This window comes from Algoriphagus aestuariicola (genome assembly GCF_017254835.1).
Lineage (GTDB): Bacteria > Bacteroidota > Bacteroidia > Cytophagales > Cyclobacteriaceae > Algoriphagus > Algoriphagus aestuariicola.
This window is the reverse complement of the sequence record NZ_JAFKCW010000001.1, coordinates 569,137-591,158: the sequence shown is the minus strand read 5'-3', so window position 1 is coordinate 591,158 and position 22,022 is coordinate 569,137. Positions and strand designations below refer to the sequence as shown.

24 protein-coding genes are annotated in these 22,022 nt (G+C 47.3%); 15 read left to right on the top strand and 9 right to left on the bottom strand.

Features of this window, described 5'->3' with window-relative positions; translation table 11 throughout:
- The first annotated feature begins 62 nt into the window (after positions 1 to 62).
- From J0A67_RS02495 to eutB, 15 genes are all read left to right on the top strand, one after another.
- The gene (locus J0A67_RS02495) at positions 63 to 644 is read left to right on the top strand and encodes a Crp/Fnr family transcriptional regulator (RefSeq protein ID WP_206567690.1); all 582 of its coding nucleotides are present in this window, start codon (positions 63 to 65) and stop codon (positions 642 to 644) included.
- Positions 645 to 862: 218 nt separating this feature from the next.
- Positions 863 to 1,687: a 4,5-DOPA-extradiol-dioxygenase gene (gene ygiD / locus J0A67_RS02490; RefSeq protein ID WP_241265094.1), complete on the top strand. Its 825-nt coding sequence runs from the start codon at positions 863 to 865 to the stop codon at positions 1,685 to 1,687.
- Positions 1,688 to 1,734: 47 nt separating this feature from the next.
- Positions 1,735 to 2,580 (top strand): SDR family oxidoreductase, encoded by an 846-nt coding sequence (locus tag J0A67_RS02485; protein ID WP_206567688.1) that lies wholly within the window; start codon positions 1,735 to 1,737, stop codon positions 2,578 to 2,580.
- Between the two features lie 268 nt (positions 2,581 to 2,848).
- The gene (locus J0A67_RS02480) at positions 2,849 to 3,205 is read left to right on the top strand and encodes a VOC family protein (protein ID WP_206567687.1); all 357 of its coding nucleotides are present in this window, start codon (positions 2,849 to 2,851) and stop codon (positions 3,203 to 3,205) included.
- Between the two features lie 17 nt (positions 3,206 to 3,222).
- Positions 3,223 to 3,789, top strand: coding sequence for a dihydrofolate reductase family protein (locus J0A67_RS02475; protein WP_206567686.1), 567 nt, complete (start codon positions 3,223 to 3,225; stop codon positions 3,787 to 3,789).
- Entirely contained in the window at positions 3,776 to 4,339 is a 564-nt protein-coding gene (locus J0A67_RS02470) for a VanZ family protein (protein ID WP_206567685.1), read from the top strand. Before J0A67_RS02475 ends, J0A67_RS02470 begins: the two co-directional genes overlap by 14 nt.
- Before the next feature lie 48 nt (positions 4,340 to 4,387).
- The gene (locus J0A67_RS02465; protein ID WP_206567684.1) at positions 4,388 to 5,350 is read left to right on the top strand and encodes a formylglycine-generating enzyme family protein; all 963 of its coding nucleotides are present in this window, start codon (positions 4,388 to 4,390) and stop codon (positions 5,348 to 5,350) included.
- Between the two features lie 23 nt (positions 5,351 to 5,373).
- Positions 5,374 to 5,790: an NAD(+)--rifampin ADP-ribosyltransferase gene (gene arr / locus J0A67_RS02460; RefSeq protein WP_241265042.1), complete on the top strand. Its 417-nt coding sequence runs from the start codon at positions 5,374 to 5,376 to the stop codon at positions 5,788 to 5,790.
- A 21-nt stretch (positions 5,791 to 5,811) separates the two neighbouring features.
- Positions 5,812 to 6,186 carry a nuclear transport factor 2 family protein gene (locus J0A67_RS02455; protein ID WP_206567682.1) on the top strand — a complete coding sequence of 125 codons (375 nt, stop codon included), beginning with the start codon at positions 5,812 to 5,814 and terminating at the stop codon, positions 6,184 to 6,186.
- Positions 6,187 to 6,273: 87 nt separating this feature from the next.
- Positions 6,274 to 6,744, top strand: coding sequence for a type VI secretion system tube protein TssD (tssD, locus tag J0A67_RS02450; RefSeq protein ID WP_206567681.1), 471 nt, complete (start codon positions 6,274 to 6,276; stop codon positions 6,742 to 6,744).
- A gap of 43 nt (positions 6,745 to 6,787) precedes the next feature.
- Positions 6,788 to 7,177, top strand: coding sequence for a DUF1398 domain-containing protein (locus J0A67_RS02445; protein ID WP_206567680.1), 390 nt, complete (start codon positions 6,788 to 6,790; stop codon positions 7,175 to 7,177).
- Positions 7,178 to 7,229: 52 nt separating this feature from the next.
- Positions 7,230 to 7,649, top strand: a complete 420-nt coding sequence (locus J0A67_RS02440; protein WP_206567679.1) for a hypothetical protein — start codon at positions 7,230 to 7,232, stop codon at positions 7,647 to 7,649.
- A gap of 176 nt (positions 7,650 to 7,825) precedes the next feature.
- A complete protein-coding gene (locus tag J0A67_RS02435; RefSeq protein WP_206567678.1) occupies positions 7,826 to 8,776 on the top strand; it encodes an NmrA/HSCARG family protein in 951 nt (316 codons plus the stop codon).
- Positions 8,777 to 9,037: 261 nt separating this feature from the next.
- Positions 9,038 to 9,919: a pirin family protein gene (locus J0A67_RS02430; RefSeq protein WP_206567677.1), complete on the top strand. Its 882-nt coding sequence runs from the start codon at positions 9,038 to 9,040 to the stop codon at positions 9,917 to 9,919.
- Positions 9,920 to 10,054: 135 nt separating this feature from the next.
- Positions 10,055 to 12,397, top strand: coding sequence for an ethanolamine ammonia-lyase subunit EutB (gene eutB / locus J0A67_RS02425; protein WP_241265041.1), 2,343 nt, complete (start codon positions 10,055 to 10,057; stop codon positions 12,395 to 12,397).
- A gap of 5 nt (positions 12,398 to 12,402) precedes the next feature.
- Here the strand turns inward: eutB and J0A67_RS02420 are convergent, their stop codons facing one another.
- From J0A67_RS02420 to lpxK, 9 genes are all read right to left on the bottom strand, one after another.
- Complete coding sequence (locus tag J0A67_RS02420; RefSeq protein WP_206567676.1) at positions 12,403 to 13,458, bottom strand: PA0069 family radical SAM protein; 1,056 nt, start codon at positions 13,456 to 13,458, stop codon at positions 12,403 to 12,405.
- A gap of 100 nt (positions 13,459 to 13,558) precedes the next feature.
- Positions 13,559 to 14,632 carry an acyl-CoA dehydrogenase family protein gene (locus tag J0A67_RS02415; RefSeq protein ID WP_206567675.1) on the bottom strand — a complete coding sequence of 358 codons (1,074 nt, stop codon included), beginning with the start codon at positions 14,630 to 14,632 and terminating at the stop codon, positions 13,559 to 13,561.
- Positions 14,610 to 15,236, bottom strand: a complete 627-nt coding sequence (gene pnuC, locus J0A67_RS02410) for a nicotinamide riboside transporter PnuC (protein WP_206567674.1) — start codon at positions 15,234 to 15,236, stop codon at positions 14,610 to 14,612. The genes J0A67_RS02415 and pnuC overlap by 23 nt, the downstream gene beginning before the upstream one ends.
- Before the next feature lie 359 nt (positions 15,237 to 15,595).
- Positions 15,596 to 16,210, bottom strand: coding sequence for a hypothetical protein (locus tag J0A67_RS02405; RefSeq protein WP_206567673.1), 615 nt, complete (start codon positions 16,208 to 16,210; stop codon positions 15,596 to 15,598).
- A complete protein-coding gene (locus J0A67_RS02400; protein ID WP_206567672.1) occupies positions 16,207 to 16,551 on the bottom strand; it encodes a PadR family transcriptional regulator in 345 nt (114 codons plus the stop codon). Before J0A67_RS02400 ends, J0A67_RS02405 begins: the two co-directional genes overlap by 4 nt.
- A gap of 378 nt (positions 16,552 to 16,929) precedes the next feature.
- A complete protein-coding gene (locus J0A67_RS02395; RefSeq protein WP_206567671.1) occupies positions 16,930 to 18,174 on the bottom strand; it encodes an ABC transporter permease in 1,245 nt (414 codons plus the stop codon).
- A 119-nt stretch (positions 18,175 to 18,293) separates the two neighbouring features.
- Positions 18,294 to 18,905 (bottom strand): MiaE family protein, encoded by a 612-nt coding sequence (locus tag J0A67_RS02390; RefSeq protein WP_206567670.1) that lies wholly within the window; start codon positions 18,903 to 18,905, stop codon positions 18,294 to 18,296.
- Positions 18,906 to 19,028: 123 nt separating this feature from the next.
- Complete coding sequence (locus J0A67_RS02385; protein WP_317195030.1) at positions 19,029 to 20,978, bottom strand: putative porin; 1,950 nt, start codon at positions 20,976 to 20,978, stop codon at positions 19,029 to 19,031.
- On the bottom strand, positions 20,975 to 22,021 hold the full coding sequence (lpxK, locus tag J0A67_RS02380) for a tetraacyldisaccharide 4'-kinase (protein ID WP_206567669.1): 1,047 nt from the start codon (positions 22,019 to 22,021) through the stop codon (positions 20,975 to 20,977). The genes J0A67_RS02385 and lpxK overlap by 4 nt, the downstream gene beginning before the upstream one ends.
- Between the last annotated feature and the right edge of the window lies 1 nt (position 22,022).

The window sequence follows — 22,022 nt, the reverse complement described above, 5'->3', positions numbered from 1 at the left end:
CTTGCCCCGGCTAAATTTTGTTGGTACAAACCAATTATTCTATAATCCCGCGTATTTCACCCATGCAAATCCCCGAACACAAGCTGATTCCCTATATCCAGAAATGGGTCGATCTTTTGCCAGAAGAGGAAGAGAAGATCCTCAGCGCCTTTGAGCCCGTGGAATTGGAAAAGAAAAAGCTCGTCCTCAAGCCCGGGGAAATATCCAAGCATATCTATTTTATAGTGAAGGGCGTATTGAGGTCGTATTTTGTAGATGAAAAAGGAGTGGAGCACATTTACCAGATCCGGCTTGAAAACGGCTGGATCGGTGATTTGGAGAGTTTTTTCTCTCAGAATCCTGCGAAATTCTACATCGAGACGCTTGAAGCCTCTTTAGTCCTACAGATCTCGAACGGAAGGCTGGAGCAGCTTTATGCCGAGGTTCCCAAGTTGGAGCGTTACTTTCGGATTTTGTTCCAAAAGGCCTACATCAACGCCCTACAGCGTTTGAATTCCACGATGTGGACGACCGCGGAAGAACGCTACCAGGATATGGTTAAGGAAAACTGCGACATACTGCAGCGCGTCCCGCAAGCCTATATCGCTTCCTATTTGGGAATCACTCCCGAAAGTCTCAGCCGCATCAGGAAGAAAAAAAGCTGAATTTTGGAATAGCCCCAACTCCAAGCTCGTCGCTCCCAGCTTTCTTAACATACATCAAGTATTTGCCCCAATTCGCGGCGGTAACTTTGTTCCGTCAACCAGAGAAAGTGACATCCGACCAAAAAAGGAACTGTGAATTGGGCGATTTCCTTTATGCTATGAACCGAAGATCCTTCCTCTCTATTCTGGGAATTGGGGGAACTTCAATCTATGGAGCAATGAATCTAAACACGTTAAACTCGATTTTGGGACCTTTGGAAAATACGCCAAAGATGCCCGTTTTATTCCTCGGCCATGGCAGTCCCATGAATGCTATCGAGGACAACCAATTCGTCAGAGGATTCAGACAAATCTCCACGGAAATCGAAGTTCCGAAGGCCATTTTGGTAGTGTCGGCCCACTGGGAAACGTCTGGCACGCGCGTGACCGCCATGCAAAATCCTCCGACAATCCATGATTTCGGAGGCTTTCCAAAGGCGCTTTTCGAGGTTCAATACCCTGCACCTGGCAGTCCCGAGCTGGCCAAAGAAATACATCAAACAGTTCAATCCATGGAAGTGCACCTTGACGAGCAGTGGGGACTGGACCATGGGGCATGGACAGTCATCCGTCACATGTATCCCGAAGCGAATATCCCGGTGGTCCAGCTTAGTTTGGACTATCGCAAGTCGCCACGTGAGCACTATGACTTGGCCAGGGAATTAGTCAAGCTCAGAGAAAAAGGCATTTTGATCGTCGGCAGCGGCAATGTCGTGCACAACCTTCGCATGGTCCATTGGCAAAAGCTCAACGAGCCCTATGGCTACGACTGGGCCATCGAAGCCAATACCAAAATCAAGGAAAATATCCTGAACGGAAATCATAAGGACTTGATCAACTTCCGGCAGCTCGGACGCGCCTTCGACCTGGCAATTCCGACTCCAGAGCATTACCTCCCTTTGCTCTACACCTTAGGCCTACAGGGCAAGGGAGAAGACGTAAGCCTCTTCAATGACGAGCCCCTTGGGGGGTCGCTGACCATGACTTCCGTGAAGATCGGATAATCAAAAAAACACACAACCAATTATTTAATAACCAAAAGTTTAACTACATGAAAATCGGAGTAAGTGGCGCCACTGGCCAATTGGGACGTATCGTTTTAAATGAATTGAAAAAAAGAGGAGTTACCGATCAAGTCGTAGCCTTGGCTCGGAATGTCGAAAAAGCCTCGGAACTGGGCGTCGAAGCCCGGGAGTTTGACTACAGCAATGCTGATATGCTAGCCAAAAGTCTTCAAGGTATCGACACACTGCTTTTGATCTCCAGTTCTGAAGTGGGAAAGAGAGCTATTCAGCACGGGAATGTCATAGATGCTGCCAAGTCTGCGGGAGTCAAATGGATCATCTACACCAGTTTGCTTCATGCAGACCGCTCGAGCCTCAGCTTAGCGGGAGAGCATCTGGCAACCGAAAAAATCCTGAAAGAATCCGGAATCGAGTATACCATTTTGAGAAATGGATGGTACACAGAAAACTACGCGGGATCCATCCCGGGAGCCCTGGGAGCGGGAGCTATGATAGGAAGTGCGAGAGACGGCAAAATTTCTTCCGCGGCCCGAGCCGACTTTGCGGAAGCTGCCGCTGTGGTGCTTTTGGATGAAAAGCACAAAGGAAACGTCTATGAACTTGCCGGAGACGAATCCTATACCCTCCAAGATTTGGCGGCAGAAGTGAGCAAGCAGAGCGGGAAAAGCGTCCCTTACAAGGACCTTCCAGAAGCGGAGTATGCAAAAGCCCTGACTCAATTTGGTCTGCCAGAAGGATTGGCAGCAGCTATTGCCGGATGGGATGTTTCTGCTTCCAAGGGTGATCTTTTTGACGATGGCAAACAGCTTTCCAGCTTGATCGGAAGGCCTACCACACCGATGGCCGAAACCGTCACGAGCTTTGTCTCCTAATCCAGGGCTAGCAAGTGTTTGTCACACCAAAGGCGGAGAGCTAGATTCTCCGCCTTTTTCTTTTTCAGGGAATGAGAAAACTACGGAAACCGCCCCTGTTGATTTTTTAAAAAGGCAGCTTCAAAACCCTTATATTCCTCTTGAACGAAAGGTGAAATCGCGGCACGCTGATTCATCCAGTTTTTTGGAAATAAAAGAATAATGAAATAAACTCGAATCTAAGCCGTCCTAAATCAGGACTATAAATCCCTCCCAAAATGTCCCTGTCATGAAAATCGACAAAGCCATCCCGATTCTTTATTCCACGGATGTGGCCAAAAGCATCGCCTATTTTACCGAGCAACTAAAATTCGAAAATAAATGGGAATGGGATAGTCCGCCGACCTTTGGAGGCGTCTATCGGGATGGAGTGGAAATTTTCTTTTGCAAGCAAGACCAAGGCAATCCCCGCACGTGGATTTCCCTGGTGGTAGACAACGTGGATGAATACTACGAACTCATCAAAGACTCTGGCGCCAATATCCTAAGCCAACCGGACAGCAAAGAGTGGAATATGCGGGAAATGCTTGTAGAATGCCCTGATGGTCATATCATCCGAATAGGACACAACACCTCTTGTGACTAAGTCCCAAAACTCGCCCAATGAGAAAACTAAAACTTCAAATGCAGCTTTCCCTTGATGGATTTAATTCCACCGGTCCCAATGATGAACAACAATGGGTGACGTGGGCCTGGGATGAGATCAAATCCCATGTGTTGGATCTGGCGCGTTCCTGCGATACGGAGCTGATTGGAAGAAGTCTGGCGGAAGACTACTTGCCCTTTTGGAAAAACGTTCTCTCCCAGCCAGATTCCCCTATGTACGAGGCTGCGGAGATCAAGGCCGACCAAAAGAAAGTGGTTTTTACACAGACCAAAGATGAGTCAATCTGGGAAAGCACGACTTTGGCAAAGGGCGACCTTGCAGAAGAGGTCAGGCAATTGAAACAGCAAGAAGGCAAAGACATGATCGTGTATGGTGGAAGTTCCTTCGTAGCCAATCTGGTCAAGGCTGGATTGGTGGATGAGTTTCACCTCTACATCAATCCCATTGCCATCGGGCATGGCACTGCTCTTTTTGATAATCTGGTCGACTGGCAACGACTAAAGCTGATCACGTCCATCACTTTCCCAAGCGGCATTATTTTGCTTCAATATGAGAAAATATAGCTCCGAAAAACCAGTCCCTGTTTCGTCTTTTTTTGAGTCAAAGCATCTTACGCTTGCCCTTTTTGCGGTTTATGCAGCAGCCTTGGTTTGGATCATCGTTTTCAAGTTTGGCATCGAGATCACTTACACCGAACAGCGTGATGAGTTCAATCTAATCCCCTACCAAAGACCCTTGGTTTTGAATGGTAAAGTGAGCTATGGCGAAATCCTCTTGAACGTTCTGATATTCATTCCATTCGGACTTTATTTGGCCACACTTTTTGAAAAATGGGGCTTTTCAAAAGCTCTTGCGCTTTTTATCCTTAGCAGTTTTATTTTGGAAGCGACCCAGTACATTTTGGGAATTGGCGCTTTTGATGTCACAGACATCATCAACAATTCCCTCGGAGGAATAATCGGCTGGACAATATTTAAAGGGACGGTATCTGTGTTTAAAAACAGGGAAAAGATCTGCAAATATGTCAACCTTATTAGCTTAGGAGGAACTGTCTGTACCTTTTCATTTCTCGCGTTTCTGAAAATCAACCAGCTTTGGATTTTCAGAATGTAATCAAATTGAGAAGGACTTGGCAGGACTCGACCCAAGAAAACTAAACCCATGCGCCTATACTCTGAGTTTTCAAGCAATCCACAAATTCGCAACTGGACGTTTATCTCGTGGTTGTTGACATTGACTTGTTTCGTAGTCATGGAGGCTGGAGCTCAGGACAAATCCCCAAGCGTGATCCGTTTCAATCCACTGGATAGCACCGAGCTGGTCTACATTCCATCCGGAGAATTTATCATGGGTAGTGACTCAGCCGAACTGGCGCAAATCTGGAAAAAATTTGACTGGAACCCTGAGGAACTGGACTTTACCCGATCAGAGCGACCCGCGCATCGGGTTCGTTTGGATGGATTTTGGATGTATAGCACTTTGGTGAGTGTAGCCCAGTATCGCGCTTTCGCCCAATCCAAAAACTTTTCTTTACCTGAGCCTCCTTCCTACGGTTGGAAAGATGACAATCCGATCGTAAATGTCACATGGGAGGAAGCTAGCTTTTACTGTGAGTGCCAAGGTGGTAGACTTCCTACAGAAGCGGAATGGGAATATGCCGCAAGAGCTGGGAATACCGGCTTGAGAGGAAATCCACGCACCGTGTTCACTTGGGGCGACCAACTTCCCTCCACGTCTATCGCCAACCTTGCCGACAAAACATTTTTGGAATCGAGATACTATGACCATCCAAATTTCCATGGATTCGATCAGTATAGTGACGGATACGCTACCGCATCGCCGGCCAAAGCCTATCCTCCTAACGCCTTTGGGCTGTATGACATGGCGGGAAATGTACTGGAATGGTGCGACGATTGGTACAGTGAAAGCTACCCAACAGACAGTCTTTCGATCAACCCCAAAGGCCCTGAGGCTGGCACTCGAAAGGTGCTCCGGGGAGGAGCTTTTGACACCACTCCCACGATCACAAGAATTGCCCGGCGCCTTGGTAATTACCCGAGTATAAAGCATGAAGAAAAAGGCTTTCGCTGTGTTTTCTCGGGCACTTTGAGCAATTTGTATTGATTAATTTCAAACTTGATATGAGGATGAAAGAGGATACCGACCAAATAGAGACGGTCTTTTACCATGGAACCAAAGTGGATTTGGAGATCGGAAGCCTTATCGAGCCAGGCTTCTCATCCAATTACGGTTCGCAACGCAAAGCCAAGTTTGTTTATTTCTCCGCCACGCTAGACGCCGCAACTTGGGGAGCAGAATTGGCTCAAGGGGAAGGAAGGGAACGAATCTATATCGTGGAACCCAAGGGAAAATTTGAAGATGATCCCAATCTCACCGACAAAAAATTCCCAGGCAATCCCACCAAATCTTACCGTACGCGGGAAGCATTGAAGGTAGTTGGGGAAGTCGAAGAATGGCAAGGTCATGCTCCCGATAAACTTCAAGCCATGAAGGATCACCTGCAGCGACTTAATGAGCAAGGCATCGAAGCCATTGACGATTGAAAATCAAAAAAGTCAAATACCATGAAAACTTTTGCCCCATCTGACAGCGGAAACGCACCCAAAAAGGAGTTGGTTCTAAGCCTCACCAAAGCTTTTGCATCCTATGATCTAGATGAAATAGGAAAGCATTTGGCTGAGGATGTAGTCTGGACGCTGGTAGGCGACACTCCCATCGCTGGAAAAGACCAATTTCTGTTAACCCTCGGCGAGATGAGCGACAACAAGGCCGAAGAACTTAGGATATATCAGATCCTCAGCCATGGGAAGTTTGTCGCGGTGCACGGGGCGATGAAAATGCAGGATGGAAAAAACTATGGATTTGCGGACTTCTATGAGTTTACAAGTGCGGGATCTAGAAAAGTGAAGGCCATCGTTTCTTATGTAATCCCAAAATAGAGAAGTGTCGAGGCAGAAAAACGCTGGCTAAACACCTTGATTTTCTTTATATTCCTAAGATTTTTTCACACTTTAAACATCCCAGGAATGTCCAGCCACATCTATCTAAAACTAAGCTCGGCCAGTCACGGAGAATTTCCGGGGACGGCTAAGCAAAGAGGTTTCGAAGACCAAATCCCCATCAACAGCACCCATCATGAAGTGGAAAAAGTGCAGGCCAGCACAGGAAGGTCGCGGTCCGCATTTTCGGTTGGTCCGTTTGTCATCCACAAAAAAATAGACAAAACCAGCCCCATGCTTTTTCTCTGCTGGAGGCTCAACGATAGAATCAGCCAGTTTAAATTGGGCTACTACAGACCCAAATCTTCGGGCGTGTTTGCGCTTGACTACTCAGTAGAACTTTTCGATGCCAGCATCGTCAGGATCGAGCAGATAATGGCCTCGACGGACATGCCCGATCTTAGCGAGCGGGAAACCGTCAGCTTCGAATTTAAAAGGATGGTTCTCAGATATGAGGAAGGAGGGTACGAGGCGGAGATTCTCAATCGTCCGGTTTAGTCACTTTTGCCAGCGAGTCATTCCATTTCAACCCAAAACAACGATGTTCTCCCTCAACCAAATCAAAGCCGCCCACAACAAAGTAAAGTCCGGGGCTGACTTCCCGGCATTTATCCAAGACTTGATTGAACTTGGAGTCAGCCACTATGAGACGGCTGTGGCAGATGGACATACGATCTATTTCGGCGCAAACCAATACCGCATCTCCACCCCGGCGCAGTACGAAACCATCACCGTAGCAAATGCACCCGACAAATCCCAATTTGAGATAGATCTAAAAGCGCACCAAGAGGGAGAAACAGACTATGCTACCTTTTGCTACGATGCGGCAAGATCAGGCATCGAAAAATGGACGGTGTTTCTGGATGAAATGACTTGCACCTATTTTGACAGATCAGGCAATGAAATTTTGGTAGAGGTGATTCCTGGATAGAAGAGGTCTGTTCTTTCGCTTCAGCTTGGCTTTACAAAAAACAAACAAACCCATGAATACCGTCAAGGACAGTTCTAGTACGCCGGAGGAATGGCTCTCAGCAGAGGGGTTCAGCAGGGTAGTTTATGGCGGAGCGGTGAGCACGGTCTTCGATCCCAATGAGGGCCTTTTCAAAGTCACTTACCTTGAGCGCTGTTGGGATGAAGTGTATGATCCGGTTTGGGAAAAAGAATGTGTCTCCAATAGCGAGAAGCATATCGAGTTTCTGGTCGAAGTATGGTACCGCGTTAACCCCGATCGATCTTGGAGCTGTATCAAAGGCAAGCGCGAATCTTTGCAAGAGTATCTGGTGACAAGCAAATTTTGCAAAGAAGGCAGGGAATTCGTCCAAGTGAAATTCACCGAAGAAAGGCTGCTGACTGGATCCAAGATCATCGAAAACTTCAACTATGAAAATGATGAGCCGACATAGAGATCTGCCACTTAGGCGAAATTGTCTGTTCATGCATTGAAACTGGAAGTCCATTAAGAACCAAACGGGGTTTTGCAAGTTTACACTAAGAGGAAAAAGCCAAGGCCGAAAAATTGGATATCGACTCTCTACCCCGTCCAATCAAAAACAACTTTTAACCTATAAATAAACTATCCATGTCTGAAAAAAAGATTATTACCGTGTTTGGAGCAACAGGCGCTCAGGGAGGGGGATTGGCAAGAGCTATCCTGAACGATCCCGGCAGCGATTTTTCGGTCAGGGCCGTCACCCGTGACAAAACTTCCGAAAAGGCAAAGGCCCTGGAAAAGCTGGGAGCAGAAGTAGTTGAAGCGGATCTCGCCCATCCTGCAACGGTACGTGCCGCTATGGAAGGTGCTTATGGAGCATTTTGCGTTACTTTTTTCTGGGACCACTTTTCGCCCGAAAAAGAAGCCGATGAGGCTAATTGCATGGCTGAAGCTGCCAATGCAGCTGGTGTGCAGCATGTCATCTGGTCCACATTGGAAGATACGCGTCTGCTCGTACCGCTGCACGACGACACCATGCCCACGCTTATGGGAAAATATAAAGTGCCCCATTTTGACGCAAAGGGTGAATCCAACAAATTTTTCATTGAGGCGGGTGTGCCGACGACTTTCCTGCTCACCACGTTTTACTGGGAAAACCTCATTTATTTCGGCATGGGACCCAAGCGTGGGGAAGACGGAGTTTTGGCGATCACTTTTCCAATGGGAGGCAATAAACTGAGCGGCATTGCCGCAGAAGATATCGGCAAATGCGCCTACGGCATATTCAAGAAAGGAAAGGAGATGGTCGGGAAAACCGTCGGAATTGCCGGAGAGCACATCACCTGCGAGGACATGGCCAAAGCGCTGACCAAAGCCCTGGGGGAAGAAGTCAGATACAATGCCATTCCCGCCGAAGTCTTCCGAAGTTTTGGATTTCCTGGCGCGGAAGACCTTGGAAACATGTTTCAGTACTACGAGGTCTTTGAGAAAGAATTTACGGACGCGCGGGACATTGCCGCCGCCAAAGAGCTCAATCCAGACTTGCAATCCTTCGAAGAATGGCTAAAGAAAAATGCGAAAAGAATTCCGATAGAATAATATCCCAAATACAAACTGAGCAAATGAGGCTGTCTCAAAAAGCCTGATTGTGTCAGGCTGAGCACTGGAGCTACGGGAGTAGCGTATCGAAGGCCATTTAAATTGAATACAGCCGCATTTCGACTTCGCTCAATGTGACAAACATCAGTTATGAGACAGCCTCTTCCCTTTTCATAGATTCCTGGCTAGTCCTTACGGCAAATATCCATTAAATTCCTGTCGACTTTCAGCGTTTCCCAAAAGGGTACAACTACCATTTCCATGTCAAACATCAACCTCATCATCGAAGAACGCGCCGCCGATATTGGCAAATTCCTGGTGGGCCGACTACTACCCTTTCGCCAAAAACGGATGATCGGCCCTTTCATCTACCTCGACCACATGGGACCGGTCAAACTCAACGAGCGCGAGCAGATGGACATCCGACCCCATCCGCACATTGGACTCTCCACGCTCACTTTCCTTTTCGAAGGCAGCATCATGCACCGAGACACGCTTGGAAACGAAATTCAAATCAACCCTGGAGCGGTCAATTGGATGACGGCAGGAAAGGGAATCGTTCACTCCGAGCGCACTCCAGATCACATGCGTCACGAAGACAAATTCATGCATGGACTGCAGATCTGGGTGGCCTTGCCAAAAAAATTGGAGCAAATGGACCCAGAGTTTTTCCACGTCGAAGCTGAAAAGCTCCCTGCTTGGACCGAAGGAAGTGTGGACTTCAAATTGGTGGCTGGTGAGGTCTTGGGACACAGATCACCTGTCCCCGTCTACAGCAAACTCTATATGCTGGAGATCAAAAGCAGCGAAAAACAAAATCTCAGCATCGGAAAGCAGCTGTTTGGCGAAAGTGGATTGTACATTTTGGAGGGTGGGATCGAAAGCGAAGGAAACACCTTCGGCCCAAAACAAATCCTAGTAGCCAAGGACAGCACGCTCTGCGAATTTACGATCCAAGCCAACAGCACAATCTACATTTTTGGAGGCGATGCTTTCCCCGAAGAGCGGTTCATAGACTGGAACTTCGTCTCCTCCAGCAAAGAACTTATCGAAGCAGCCAAGGAAAGATGGATCGCGGGCGGGTTTGAAAAAGTACCTGGCGACGAGGAGGAGTTTGTCCCCTATCCGGTTTTAAAGCGCTAAAAAATTATTAGTCAAAAGCAACCTACATACCCACATTGCGAAAAATCATGGCAAATTTCCCTTAACTTAAGCCTGAACAAAACCGCATATCGGCAATAGACCCAAGATTTCAGAAACAAACCCTCAGAAATCACCATGCTCCAAAAGATCAGCCGAAAGGAATTTTTAACCCAAGTGGGCGTATTGGGCACTTCCGCATTCCTGTTTCAAGCCTGCGATTTCAAGTCCGCCAACAAAGGAGTCATGGGCGTCAGCCCGGTCATTGCAGAACCTGCCGACTCGGAGGATATTTTCGCCTATATCAAGAGGAAACACGGCGATCACGATCTGACACTCTATAGGCAAATCGTCGGCGCAGCCAATGAATTTAAAGAAGGCGATCTCACGCTAGGCATTGCTGCCGAATCCGAGCAATCCAGGATAAACGCCAGGGCGCTTCTGGCAAATACCCGGATTAGGGACTTGAAGTCACACAGCCTATTTACCGATGAGATCTACGAGCTGATTGCGGAGAATACAGCACAAAACGAGGAACTGGATACTTGGACTTTGGGAGAACTGAAAGAATTCGTTCTAAGCCAGCCCGAGGCAGAAATCAAAGCGATCATGCCCGCGCTGAGCAGCGACGTGATCGCTTGTCTGGTCAAGATGATGAGCAACGAAGAACTGATCCAAGTTGGACAAAAAGTCTTCAACCCAATTCCGGGTACGCAAATCGGCAGCAAAGGATATCTAAGCGCCCGAGTTCAACCCAACTCTCCAACCGATAACCCGACGGACATCGTCTGGCAGGTTTTCGACGCATGGTCCTATGGGGTCGGAGACTTGGTCCTGGGCACCAATCCCGTCTCCAGTGATCCCAAGTCGGTGGCTGAGATCGAAAAAGCACTTTACGATCTAATCACAACTTTTGGCTTGGAAAAAACCATCTCCAACTGTGTGCTTTCCCATATCGACGTGCAAGCCGAGGCGGAGAAAATCCACCCGGGTACCACGGGCATCTGGTTCCAAAGCATCGCGGGCACAGTCAAGGCCAACCAAACCTTTGACGTCTCGATCCCAAAAATGCAAGCCCACATGGAAAGCCGCACGGGCCAGTTTGGTTTGTATGCAGAAACTGGACAAGGAGCCGACTTCACCAATGGACACGGTGAAGGCTTTGACATGCTCGTGCACGAGTCAAGGAAGTACGGCTTCGTACGTGCGCTTCAAAGCCAGCTTTCCCGGGGAAAAAGTCCCGAGGAAGCTCCCTGGGTGCATGTAAATGACGTAGCGGGCTTTATTGGCCCGGAAGTTTTCAAAACCAAAGAACAATTAGTCAGGTGTTGCCTGGAAGACACCGTCATGGGAAAACTTCACGGACTTACCATCGGATTGGATGTCTGCTCCACCCTCCATATGGACGTATCACTTGATGAGTTGGACTGGTGCATAGAACAGATAATGCCGGCAAACCCAGCCTATTTAATGGCTTTGCCAACCAAAAATGACCCCATGCTGAGCTATCTCACTACAGGTTTTTATAACCACGTCAAAATTCGCGAGCAGTTTGGCTACAAGATCAACGACGCGATGTGGGACTTTTTCAAAAAGATCGAAGTCATCGGTGCAGACAATCGGCCCACCGAGCACTTCGGGGATCCGACATGGGTTTACTATCAATACCGACTTGCGAAAAAAGACCTTCGAACCAAAGAAGAGATTTTGGCAGAAGGACGAAAAACCATCGCAGAAATCGAAGCGAGAGGCGTGCCTATTGCGCAGGGCTTTGGCGAGAATGTCTGGGATCTGCACCCCGAACTGGACAAGAAAATCCATGAGCTTTATGAGGATGCCAAGGTGAGTCTCTGGGCAGAAATGCCAAGTACTTTTGTCCAAGCAATTCCTGCAGCGTTACCCTTGATCACCCAAAGCAAAGACCGCAAGGACTACGTATACCATCCTGAGACAGGCGAAAAGCTAAGCGCAAAGACGACAGAACAGCTAAAAGCCATGCAAGCGGGATGGGAAAACGACGCTCCTGACGTTCAGATCGTGATCTCCGACGGACTAAACGCGCTGGCGCTGACAGATGAAGGTCATCTGTTTCCATTTTTGGAAAATCTTAGCACCCAGCTCAAATCCAAAGGCTATCGGCTAGCCCCACAGCATGCCGTGTTCACCCACGGCAGGGTCAGGGCGGGCTATGCCACTGGGGAAGAACTCTTTGGAAACCTGAAAGATCCCAAACAGAAAAAAGGTATCATCCACGTCATCGGGGAGAGACCCGGCTCAGGCCATCATGCTTTTTCCGCGTACATTACTGCTGCGCCCGTGGCCCTATGGAGTGAAAAAGGGAAGGTGGACCATGACATTACCCGCGTAGTCTCCGGCATTTCGGACACCTCACTCTTGCCCACTCTTGCCGCCGAGGAAGTGGCCGAAATATTCGATGGCTTGTATAAAAAAGAGCATATCTCCGACCAATCAATCGCTTAGAGAACTCAAAATTCCAAGTTCAGATTGCCCCCACGCCGGAATTTCGCCAAGTCAAAAGGAGGCATGGCGCGCCCGACAAAATGCGTTTTCCGCGCAAAACGAAAGAGATTCTGGATGCTTTCCGCAAGTACTCCGGCACCCTTCATCCTCCTTCCAAACTGGCTGTCGTTGACCTGTCCCCCGTGAACTTCGGCTATTTGGTGCATGATTTTCTGAAAACGGTCCGGGAAGTTTTTCTCTAGCCAATCGGAAAAGATCTCTTCCAGCTTACCGTTGAGACGAACGACTGTCATCCCGGCGCTCAGCGCACCGTGATCCGCTGCAGCTTTTAGGATCGCGGGTATTTCCTGATTATTCAATCCAGGAATAATCGGGGCATTCATAACCGCGACAGGCACTCCAGCCTTTGCCAAAGCTTCAATGGTTTTTAAGCGCTTCACCGCGCTCGCCGTCCTTGGCTCCATTTTTCTCCTCAGACTTTCATCCAGAGTGGTAATAGAAATGTATACCTGCACCAGTCTGTCTTGCGCCAGATCCCGCAGCAAATCCAAATCACGCAGAACTAGGCTATTTTTGGTGATCAAACCCACCGGATGGCGATATTTTGCAAATACCGTCAGCAGCCCTCGGGTGATTTCCTTTTCCTTCTCAAGCGGCTGATAGCAGTCTGTATTTCCCGACACCGAGATCGGGGCTACTTTCCAGTTGGGATTCAGCAGGTGCTTTTCCAACAAACTCGGCGCGTTGGGTTTGACCATCAGCTTGGTCTCAAAATCCAAGCCCGCTGTATAACCATAGTACTCGTGGGAGTTTCGGGCATAGCAATAGATGCACCCATGTTCGCAGCCCTGATAGGGATTTAAGGAAAACATCAAGCCGAGGTCCGGACTTTTCACTGGATTTACGATCGTCTTGGCGTGTTCTACGCGGACCTCAGTTTTGGGAGAAATCAAAAGCTCCTCGTCCAAGCCTTCGATATGCTCTGCTACGACCCTGCTCCCCAAAAAACGGTTGCCCGACTGAATCTGCGCTCCCCGCCCTTTGAAATAATCCCCTTCCATGTCAATAAAATTGTCAAATCCTCTCCTATTATATTAACAGAACGATTTGAAAATCAAAAACATGTGACGAGAATTGTCGAAAAAAGGGGAACTGACTATTTCAAAAAGGAAAAATCAAAAGCGTATGCTGACTCACGGTATTGAAATCCCGCCACACCCGGTTGAGTTCGGTATGGGTTTTGGCAGCTTCCAAGCCTGCGAAAGGATAGAGTTTACCATTGCTTTCGCGGCAGAATTGGGTCAGCTTTCGGCTGATCTGGCTGATCTTTTTGAGCAGCGACTTGGAAATTTCTCTTTTTGACTCCAGTTCGTCGCAGGATCCCTTGACTAGGGCATAAAATTCCTTTTTGAATTTCTCGCGCTTTCTAGACTGCTTTTCCAGAGTTTTCTGAAAATACATCAACTGCTTTTTGCTGTACTTTCTGTACTCGTGCCTCTTCCAAAAAGACTGCTCGATAAGCCTTGCCAAATGCTGTGTGATTCCCAAGATATTCACCGCCAGCGTCGCTTCAGCAAACTGTAAAAAAGGATAGCGAAAAACCGGATCAGCAAGTACAGCTTGATCGGGATGGATCTCAAAAACCCTATTATTAGGGATAGAAATTCCGTCAGCCTTGAAAGCGTGGCTTCCTGTCGCGATCATCCCCATATAGTTCCAGCCGTCGAGGATCTCAATCTCTTCTTTTTTGAGGATAAATGCCTTGACCGCCGGGTTTCCCTTATTGTCCAAAAGTGGAACGCCGTTTTCAAGGATCTCACAATTAGCCGTGAAATGTGTGGCATGCAAAGCTCCGGAAGCGTAAGTCCAGTTGCCGGAGATCCGCCATTTTCCATCCACCAAATCTGCCTTCCCTCCCACGAAGCCGCTTCCGGCAAGACAAACCCTGGGATCCGAAAAAACCTCTTGGGGCAGCTCCTTGTCCAAAAACCCAACAAACCAAGCTGCTCCGGCGCAAAGAGTCACCGTCCAGCCCAAACTCCCGTCCAGTTCAGCCAGCTTCTCCTCGAGACGAAGCGCTTCTGTCAAATCCAGACCCAATCCTTTCAGTTCTTTTGGAACGAAGAGCTTGAACCATTTCTTTTCATAAATGACTTCTAGCCACTCATCTGAAAGGCGCCCCATCTTTTCGGAGGCTTTGGCATGGCTTGAATCAAACAGATCGGAGCGTTTCATCCTTGCTATCGAGTTCTTTTCTCCAATCCAAGTAGCCAAAAACAGCGACGATAAAGAGAAAAAGGGTTAAAAATGAGAACATGTACAATTGCTTGGAATACAGCAAAGGAATTGCAACGAGATTGGAGATATTGAGGCAAATCCAGTTTTCCAGCTTACGTTTGGCCAAAAGCCACATCCCTGCCCAAGCAGTGGATGACACGAAAGCGTCGATGACCGGGACATCCGAGTCGGTGAAGGTGGTTAGCATAAAATAGAGGAAAACCCAGCCCAACCCGGCTATTCCGAGGGTTATCGCAAAGTCCCTCGAATCACTTCTGGTGATCTGGGAAGCTCCTGTTGCGGAACGGTTTTTCCAGTTGGCCCATCCGTAGACGCTCATCACCAGATAATAGCAATGCAGAAGTGTCTCTGCGTAGAGCTTGGAGTCCAGCAGCAAGATCGATCCGCATAGAATCCCGACGATTCCGGTGGGATAGAGCCAGATGTTGTTTTTCTTAGCCAAGAGCACTTCGGAAACTCCGAAAGCCACGGCGACCCACTCCAGCAAGCGGGTGTTTTGGATTTGCTCGAGGAGCAAATCCGCGTCGAATGAAAATTCCATTTGAATAAATTTATCCTTTATCCAAATAAGGGTTAACCTTGATTTTCGATCCCTACGCCGGCATTACCCGGATCAGGTGCACGACAGCATGCTGCCGATGGGTATGATCTCAGCCCTTTATTTTGGGGCACCCCTTAAATGATGGCTTGAAGATAGGGAAAACAGCTCTATCGGCAACGGAAAGTTCTAGAATTCGGAAAGTCAACTCGTGTACAGCGCTCCGTAAACGGAGAAGTCTAAGAGCAGGTGGGCATTAAAACCGATTCACTTTGCGTCACAACCAAAGTTAATTACTTTCAAATTTAGCACTTTCCGTACACTTACTCTTAACCATGTCTACACTGAATATTTCCATTTAATTAAATCTGCTCTATTGATTTTCGGTACATTCGAAAAAACAGGAAAGGTAGAAATCCGAATGCAATTATTAATGCTCCTACAATAACTATTAAAGTTCCGTATTGCATTCCGCTTGTCCTTAATATGACACCTAAACCGGTTACAATTGCACCACTGAAACCAAAAATTATTTTTAGTTTTTCGGACAAAACTCCACTCAGTGTCATTTTATATCTATTAATAGCTAGCATTGGCAAAAAAAGCACTAAAAAGAAAATCATCCCATAAGTCAACATGTCTCCTCCACCTTTCCAGTTTAAATACTTAAACAACCACCCAAGGGTCATGCTCATAGAAGCCAAAAGACCGATTAAATACATAATTCTTTTCATAGCAATTATCTTTTTAGAGTTTAACAAATAAATAGTTTCCTTTTGAATTTCATCAAATCCATCGGGGCATATGTGATTCAAGGCTTTTACATAAGAAGATTCAAATGATCTCCCTTTATTTAGTTCGTTTTCTATAAAGCAGCAAAAATGATCAAGCAAGTCATCTTTAAGTTCTGAAATGGAAATTTTACTTTTTTCAATTTCCCCTTTTATGAATGATACCTCCTTGTCTTCTAAAATCATAAAAATGAAGCTTTTTGGTGAGGAAATACAATGTGCTGAATTGTCTTAAGAAACTCACTGAGCTCATTATATAAAGCAATCTTTCTTTCCTGTCCCTGTTTCGTTATAGAATAATATTTTCGAATCCGCTTTCCTACATTCACTGTCTCAACTTCCACAAGACCGTCACTCAAAAGCTTGTGCAAGGCAGGGTACAGGGAACCTTCCTTGATTAATATTTTATTGTCTGATAGTTCCTTTACTTTTTGAGTTAGCTCATAGCCATACATTTTCCCATTTTCATCAAGTAATTTAAGTAGGATGGTTGCAAGAGTTCCTTTTATCAGTTCTGTTGAATTCATAACGCCAATTTACATAGAAACATGATACATCAAAATTCTATGTATTAAAATTTAAAAATAGTTCTTACGGCATTGCGGTCAACGTAAAGAGTTAGACGCAATCCGCGCAAAAAAAAGAGCTAGTGAGAAGAAGGCATCCCGGATTGGAATTAGACTGTGTTGAACGAAGCCGTGGTTTGCTATGGGCATTCCTTGTTTTTAAACATCAAAATAGCCGCAATTGCGGCTATTTCTCATGTATCACTTTTTTTGGATATCCATCTAACTGGTTCTTCGCAAAGCGTTCTTCAGTCTATTGGACTGAACTACGTACCTGAACTCTGATTCCCTCTATTCTAACGGGCCTTGGTTCATCGACTATCAACTATTGTTCAAAACCTACTCGTACCTCAGCGACTCGATGGGATCGAGCTTGCTGGCTTTGAACGCTGGGATATATCCGGCGATCAGGCCAACGATGATACAGATCAAAAAGGAGATAAACATCCATACCCACGGCACGAGGAATCCTCCCGGGCCGATGAAATTGGCAATCACGTTGCCTATCGCCAAGCCCAGCAACATCCCAAAGATGCCTCCGAGTATACAGATCACGATGGCTTCGATCAAAAACTGCTGACGGATCCGGAGTGGAGTAGCGCCAAGAGCTTTTCGGATTCCGATTTCACGAGTTCGCTCCGTCACCGATACCAACATGATATTCATCAAACCAATGGACGCTCCCAAAAGGGTAATAAAGCCAATCCCGAAACCACCTATTCTAAGATAGCCGGCTACCTCTTCGAGGCTTTCCGCCACCGACTCGCTTTTGGTGAGCTCAAAAGAATCCTCCTGCGCGACCCGATCCTGTCGGATCTTTCGCATCATGCCTATGGCCTGGCCCATTTCGTATTCGATCTTTCCCGGATCGGAAGCCACCCCAGTGATACGGTAATAGAAGTTCCCGTTTTTGTCCAAGCGGGCTGCGTTTTCGATTGGGATCAGCACTTGTCGGTCGGCACCTTGGTCTTGGCCTACTCCGCCCTGCTTATCCAAGACACCCACGATGGTGTAGGGTCTGCCCAAAACAGTGATTTTCTGGTTGATCGGATCTTCGCCTGGGTTGAAAAGCGTCTCCTCAATTTCTTTCCCTATCAAAGCCACCGAGTTGCCATAGCGAACTTCCATATTACTGAAATTACGGCCCTTGCCCAGCTTTACCGCCTTGATAGCGAGGTAGTTTTCATCCGCACCTCGCACTCTTGTATTTGGGTTGGTCTTTTTTGATCCTCTTTTAATTTCAGCGATTCCCGTGACCGAGGTGAAAATCGTCGAGATCCCTATCGATCCGTAGTCCTTCTTAAATTGAGCGGCTTCTCTATAAGTGATATTGGGGTAGGTCTTCTCTTTCTTTCCCTCCTGTACCACTCTGCCCCCGCTGAATCCGCGGTTGCGGATTTCGAAGGAATTTGCCCCCAACCCGGCAAAGCTCTCCGCGATCTGTGCCTTGATCCCGTCAATGGCAGTCAGCATTCCAACCAGGGAGGAAATCCCTATGGCGATGATCGCCCCGGTGAGCACCGTGCGGAGTAAATGGACCTTTACAGAGTTGAGTGCCTCGCGGACATTTTCGATCAGATTCATGGATTGTTCGTTTTGGAACAGCTAATTAAAAATTCGTCAGGAAATCAGATTAATAATACACAAATACGGAATAATTGGGTGGATGATTGACATTTTTTATGAAGTCAACGCAGTCCCAATCAATGCATGCGGTCACCCCGGACTTCCAGTTTTTTCAGTACCTCCGATTCGTAGTCCAGCCATTCCTGCCAACGTCGGTTGACCTTCTCGACATCGTCATATTTTCTCGCCAGCTCAATGAAGGTCACATAGTGTCCTGCCTCGGAAATCATCAGTTCGTAGTAGAACTTCTGCAGGTCCTCATCTGCGACATTTTTTGACAAAAGCTTGAACCGCTCACAGCTGCGTGCTTCGATCAAAGCGTTCAGCAAAAGTTGCTCGGTGAGCTGTTGAATTCGGCTCCCACCTTTTTTTACAAATTCATTCAGCTTAATCACATACTCGTCTTTTCTGGGAGCGCCAAATTTCATTCCCCGCTTCCGCAGTTGGGCAAGCACCCGCTCAAAGTGTCCCCATTCCTCGGCTACAATCGGGGTCAGCGTATCCACGATATCATCCAAATCATTGAACCGGAGAATCAGACTGATGCAAGAGGAAGCAGCCTTCTGCTCACAATAGGCGTGGTCTACCAAGATATCCTCGATTTGCATCTCGGCGATCCCAACCCATCTCGGGTCGGTAGGGAGCTTCAGATGAAGCATTTTTTGTCTGGTGCTATCTTCCCAAGACATGTTATTGGTTAGGTTATGGTTATTGGCTACCGAAAATTTGTGGGAGTACATTTCAAAATTCAGGCTTTAGATTTCTGATTTTCGACTTCTCTATCTCATAATCTAGCGTCTTGAATCTCTTTCTCAATCAAACAAATACCAGGTAATTCCCAAATCCAGAAAGGACCTATATCCGGTATAGTCAGGCGTGACAAAATAGCCCTCCTGCTCCATCAGACCTGCATTCAGGTGGTTGTATTTGAACAACACGCGGGTTCGGTTGATGCGGAAATCAAGAAAGAGGTCCGCCACCGGGTAGGCATAAACTTCAAAGGTATTCTGCAGATAATACTGCTGGAAAGAAGGATTGTAAGCCTCCGCGTAATAAGAGGACTTATATCTGACATCGATGCCCAATTGTACGAACACGTTTTCATTGAACATCGGGCTATCGAAGTAAAACCGGGTATTGGCATAAAGCTGTGGGATGCGGAAATTGTCCGCACCCTCTCCCGAAATCTCAGTAAATATCACCTCGGAATCCCAACGGAATTTCTTTCCAATCTGGAAATTGGCAATCAAACCTGGCATGAGCATATAGGCTTCGCCACTAGCCTGGGTCGCGATTCTGTCCTCGTTGAAATACACGTAGTTATTCACCCGATTGATCGTCAGATTGGGTCTAAGACTTATTTTATTGAAGTCCAACTTGATCCGGCCCTTGATCTGGTCGACTCCGATGTTGTCAAAGTTATTTTCCCAACGATAATGGTTGCCGTAATAGATCTGCTGCTGGGAGGTCGGCTTGTAGAGCGCCTTGGTATATTCTAATTCCAGCCACGGCGACACAAAAAGCCCATGGATACGAAAGGCCCCAGGAATCAAATATTCTCCATCAGCGCTGAGAGACCACCTGTCCGAGATTTTGCCAATCAGCTCCCCTCCGATAAAGACTTCGTTAAATGTCTCCCTTTTATCGGGAAAAAAAGGACTTTCCATGCGTCCGTTTCTGACCCGAGTGAACGCATTGTAGTAAAAACCCTTGTAAGAACCCTTGACGCCAAATTCATTTTTCCACTCTGCAAAGTCACTCTCGTTTCGAGTGGTATCCTCCTGAGCATTTAGCCTCTCTTGATTAAAAAACAAAGAATCACTAGTAGTGAGGTCCGATCCGAAGACTACGTTTTGGTTTCGGTTATCAAAGGTATGATAGATCTGGAGTCCATTGCCCAGCTTATACTCATGATAGATATGGTAATCTTGCCTTAGGTCCCTCGCTCTGGAGTTGTGAAGCCAGACTTTGGCGTCTTCATAAGTAAAATAGAGAGAAGTAGAGTCTACTTCTGGAGGAATGATCCCCCCGATCTCATACACCACATGCCGCATCCTGGAAAAGCCCCCCAGGAGCCAGTACTTTCCATTCTCAGAGCGATAGTTGGTGTGAAAGGTGTAGGCATTCTGCTCAGCCATGTGGTCATCTCGCTGAACTGGGTTGAGGGTTTTTCTGATACGCTCGGTATGCAGTTCAAAACCGACATTCCACCTCGGGTTGATATTTCGGGCAAAAGCGATGTCCAACATGTTTCGATTGCCCCCGCCAAAAAAAGCCGACATCTCGGTAAAAGGAGATTTGGTGTCAAAATACCTCCGCTTTGCCGGATCGTGATAGTAGAGATCATAGGCTTGGAATCCGGATCGAAGGCCGATGACCTCTGGTATTTCGTAGAAAACGGGCTTCGCTGCGCTTCCGATATTTCCCAAGTCCTGGTATTTCCAGCCCCCTTTGGCTACCGGATCGTAGTTGTGAAAATTCGTAAGGGAAGTATCTTGCTCGTAGAGCTGTAGCCGATTTCGCTTTAAGTCCCTTTCAAAGTAGAAAAGAGAGGTTTTGGGTCCGTAAACCTGCCGGGTGCTGTCGTCCAAAAGCGGTCTGCGTCCGTCCGAGACCTCCTCTTCTTCAGGATCTGCTCCCTGCCTTTCGGCTTGGCCCGTCCCATTGTTCGTCTGCCCTCTCGGGATAGGTCGCTGTGCAAAAAGCATCTGAACCGTCAGCAACCCGAATAAAATCCCGAAAACTAAACCTCTTCTGATCACTTTTTTCTGAATTTTTCGCGGATATAGCTCAGGAGCATTTGCTTGTCTTCTGGTTCAAATCTTGCCTCCACAGGCAGGGCAAAAATCGGAATTTCCCCCAAAAAACCCTGATTTGCGAAAGAATTAAGTTTGACGGCATCCTTTTCTGTAGTCAACAGAACGGGACTTTGGGCCGAATGTTTTTTTGCAAGACTTGCGATTTTCTCAAGTTCCGTATTTCCATAATCATGGTGGTCCGGAAAGGCGAGCTCTTCCAGCACAGTAAACTTTTCCCTGCAGTAGCTGACAAAAAGCCACTCGTCGGCCAGCCCGGAAAGCAGGATCACCGCTCCGGAAAAGGGATGCGTATGACCGACCGGATAGACGGATCCATAGGCGATTTTTGAGAACAAAACAGGCACGTTCCGGTCCAAATAACGGTTAAGGCCTCGCTTTATCTCCGCCTTTGCCCTGGAAGAAATCTCCTCGGGACATTTGGTCACCACGACCAAATCCGCTCTTTTGGCTCCAGACCTACTCTCCCTAAGCCGACCTACCGGCATGATGAAATCCTGAAAAAAGGGCTTTGAAAAAGGAGTCAACAGCATATAGACATCTCCTTTTAGTCTTCGGTGTTGAAAAGCGTCGTCCAATACCGCCAGTTGAAATCCGGGAGAGCCCACAGCCATCTTCTTCAATGCTGCTAGCCGATCCTCCCCCACAAACACCGGCACCTTTCCACCGAATTTCTGAAATATCTGAAGGGGTTCATCCCCTATATCGGAGGCGTTGCTGTCCAGACTAGCCTTGAGAAACCCTTTGGTTTGCCTGCCATAGCCCCTACTAAGGCATGCCAAGGAGACATCACCTATCAGATGGCGAATCAAAAACTCCACCATGGGCGTCTTGCCCGTACCGCCTACACTGATGTTACCGACGACGAGGGTGGGAATAGGTGCTCTTGAACTCTTGAAGAAGCCGTGATCGTACAAAAAATTACGAATGCCGGTGACTATCCGAAAAATCAGCGCAAATGGAGCAAGCAGAAAGGCATACCAAGGCATT

Excerpts from the sequence above, each read along its gene's own strand:
- J0A67_RS02485 (WP_206567688.1), top strand. The coding sequence starts at position 1,735 with ATGAAAATCGGAGTAAGTGGCGCCACTGGCCAATTGGGACGTATCGTT.
- J0A67_RS02455 (WP_206567682.1), top strand. The coding sequence starts at position 5,812 with ATGAAAACTTTTGCCCCATCTGACAGCGGAAACGCACCCAAAAAGGAG.
- eutB (WP_241265041.1), top strand. The coding sequence starts at position 10,055 with ATGCTCCAAAAGATCAGCCGAAAGGAATTTTTAACCCAAGTGGGCGTA.
- J0A67_RS02420 (WP_206567676.1), bottom strand. The coding sequence starts at position 13,458 with ATGGAAGGGGATTATTTCAAAGGGCGGGGAGCGCAGATTCAGTCGGGC.
- J0A67_RS02495 (WP_206567690.1), top strand. The coding sequence starts at position 63 with ATGCAAATCCCCGAACACAAGCTGATTCCCTATATCCAGAAATGGGTC.
- pnuC (WP_206567674.1), bottom strand. The coding sequence starts at position 15,236 with ATGGAATTTTCATTCGACGCGGATTTGCTCCTCGAGCAAATCCAAAAC.
- lpxK (WP_206567669.1), bottom strand. The coding sequence starts at position 22,021 with ATGCCTTGGTATGCCTTTCTGCTTGCTCCATTTGCGCTGATTTTTCGG.
- ygiD (WP_241265094.1), top strand. The coding sequence starts at position 863 with ATGAATCTAAACACGTTAAACTCGATTTTGGGACCTTTGGAAAATACG.
- J0A67_RS02430 (WP_206567677.1), top strand. The coding sequence starts at position 9,038 with ATGTCAAACATCAACCTCATCATCGAAGAACGCGCCGCCGATATTGGC.
- J0A67_RS02440 (WP_206567679.1), top strand. The coding sequence starts at position 7,230 with ATGAATACCGTCAAGGACAGTTCTAGTACGCCGGAGGAATGGCTCTCA.
- J0A67_RS02470 (WP_206567685.1), top strand. The coding sequence starts at position 3,776 with ATGAGAAAATATAGCTCCGAAAAACCAGTCCCTGTTTCGTCTTTTTTT.
- tssD (WP_206567681.1), top strand. The coding sequence starts at position 6,274 with ATGTCCAGCCACATCTATCTAAAACTAAGCTCGGCCAGTCACGGAGAA.
- J0A67_RS02405 (WP_206567673.1), bottom strand. The coding sequence starts at position 16,210 with ATGATTTTAGAAGACAAGGAGGTATCATTCATAAAAGGGGAAATTGAA.
- J0A67_RS02465 (WP_206567684.1), top strand. The coding sequence starts at position 4,388 with ATGCGCCTATACTCTGAGTTTTCAAGCAATCCACAAATTCGCAACTGG.
- J0A67_RS02415 (WP_206567675.1), bottom strand. The coding sequence starts at position 14,632 with ATGAAACGCTCCGATCTGTTTGATTCAAGCCATGCCAAAGCCTCCGAA.
- arr (WP_241265042.1), top strand. The coding sequence starts at position 5,374 with ATGAAAGAGGATACCGACCAAATAGAGACGGTCTTTTACCATGGAACC.
- J0A67_RS02435 (WP_206567678.1), top strand. The coding sequence starts at position 7,826 with ATGTCTGAAAAAAAGATTATTACCGTGTTTGGAGCAACAGGCGCTCAG.
- J0A67_RS02475 (WP_206567686.1), top strand. The coding sequence starts at position 3,223 with ATGAGAAAACTAAAACTTCAAATGCAGCTTTCCCTTGATGGATTTAAT.
- J0A67_RS02400 (WP_206567672.1), bottom strand. The coding sequence starts at position 16,551 with ATGAATTCAACAGAACTGATAAAAGGAACTCTTGCAACCATCCTACTT.
- J0A67_RS02445 (WP_206567680.1), top strand. The coding sequence starts at position 6,788 with ATGTTCTCCCTCAACCAAATCAAAGCCGCCCACAACAAAGTAAAGTCC.
- J0A67_RS02395 (WP_206567671.1), bottom strand. The coding sequence starts at position 18,174 with ATGAATCTGATCGAAAATGTCCGCGAGGCACTCAACTCTGTAAAGGTC.
- J0A67_RS02480 (WP_206567687.1), top strand. The coding sequence starts at position 2,849 with ATGAAAATCGACAAAGCCATCCCGATTCTTTATTCCACGGATGTGGCC.
- J0A67_RS02390 (WP_206567670.1), bottom strand. The coding sequence starts at position 18,905 with ATGTCTTGGGAAGATAGCACCAGACAAAAAATGCTTCATCTGAAGCTC.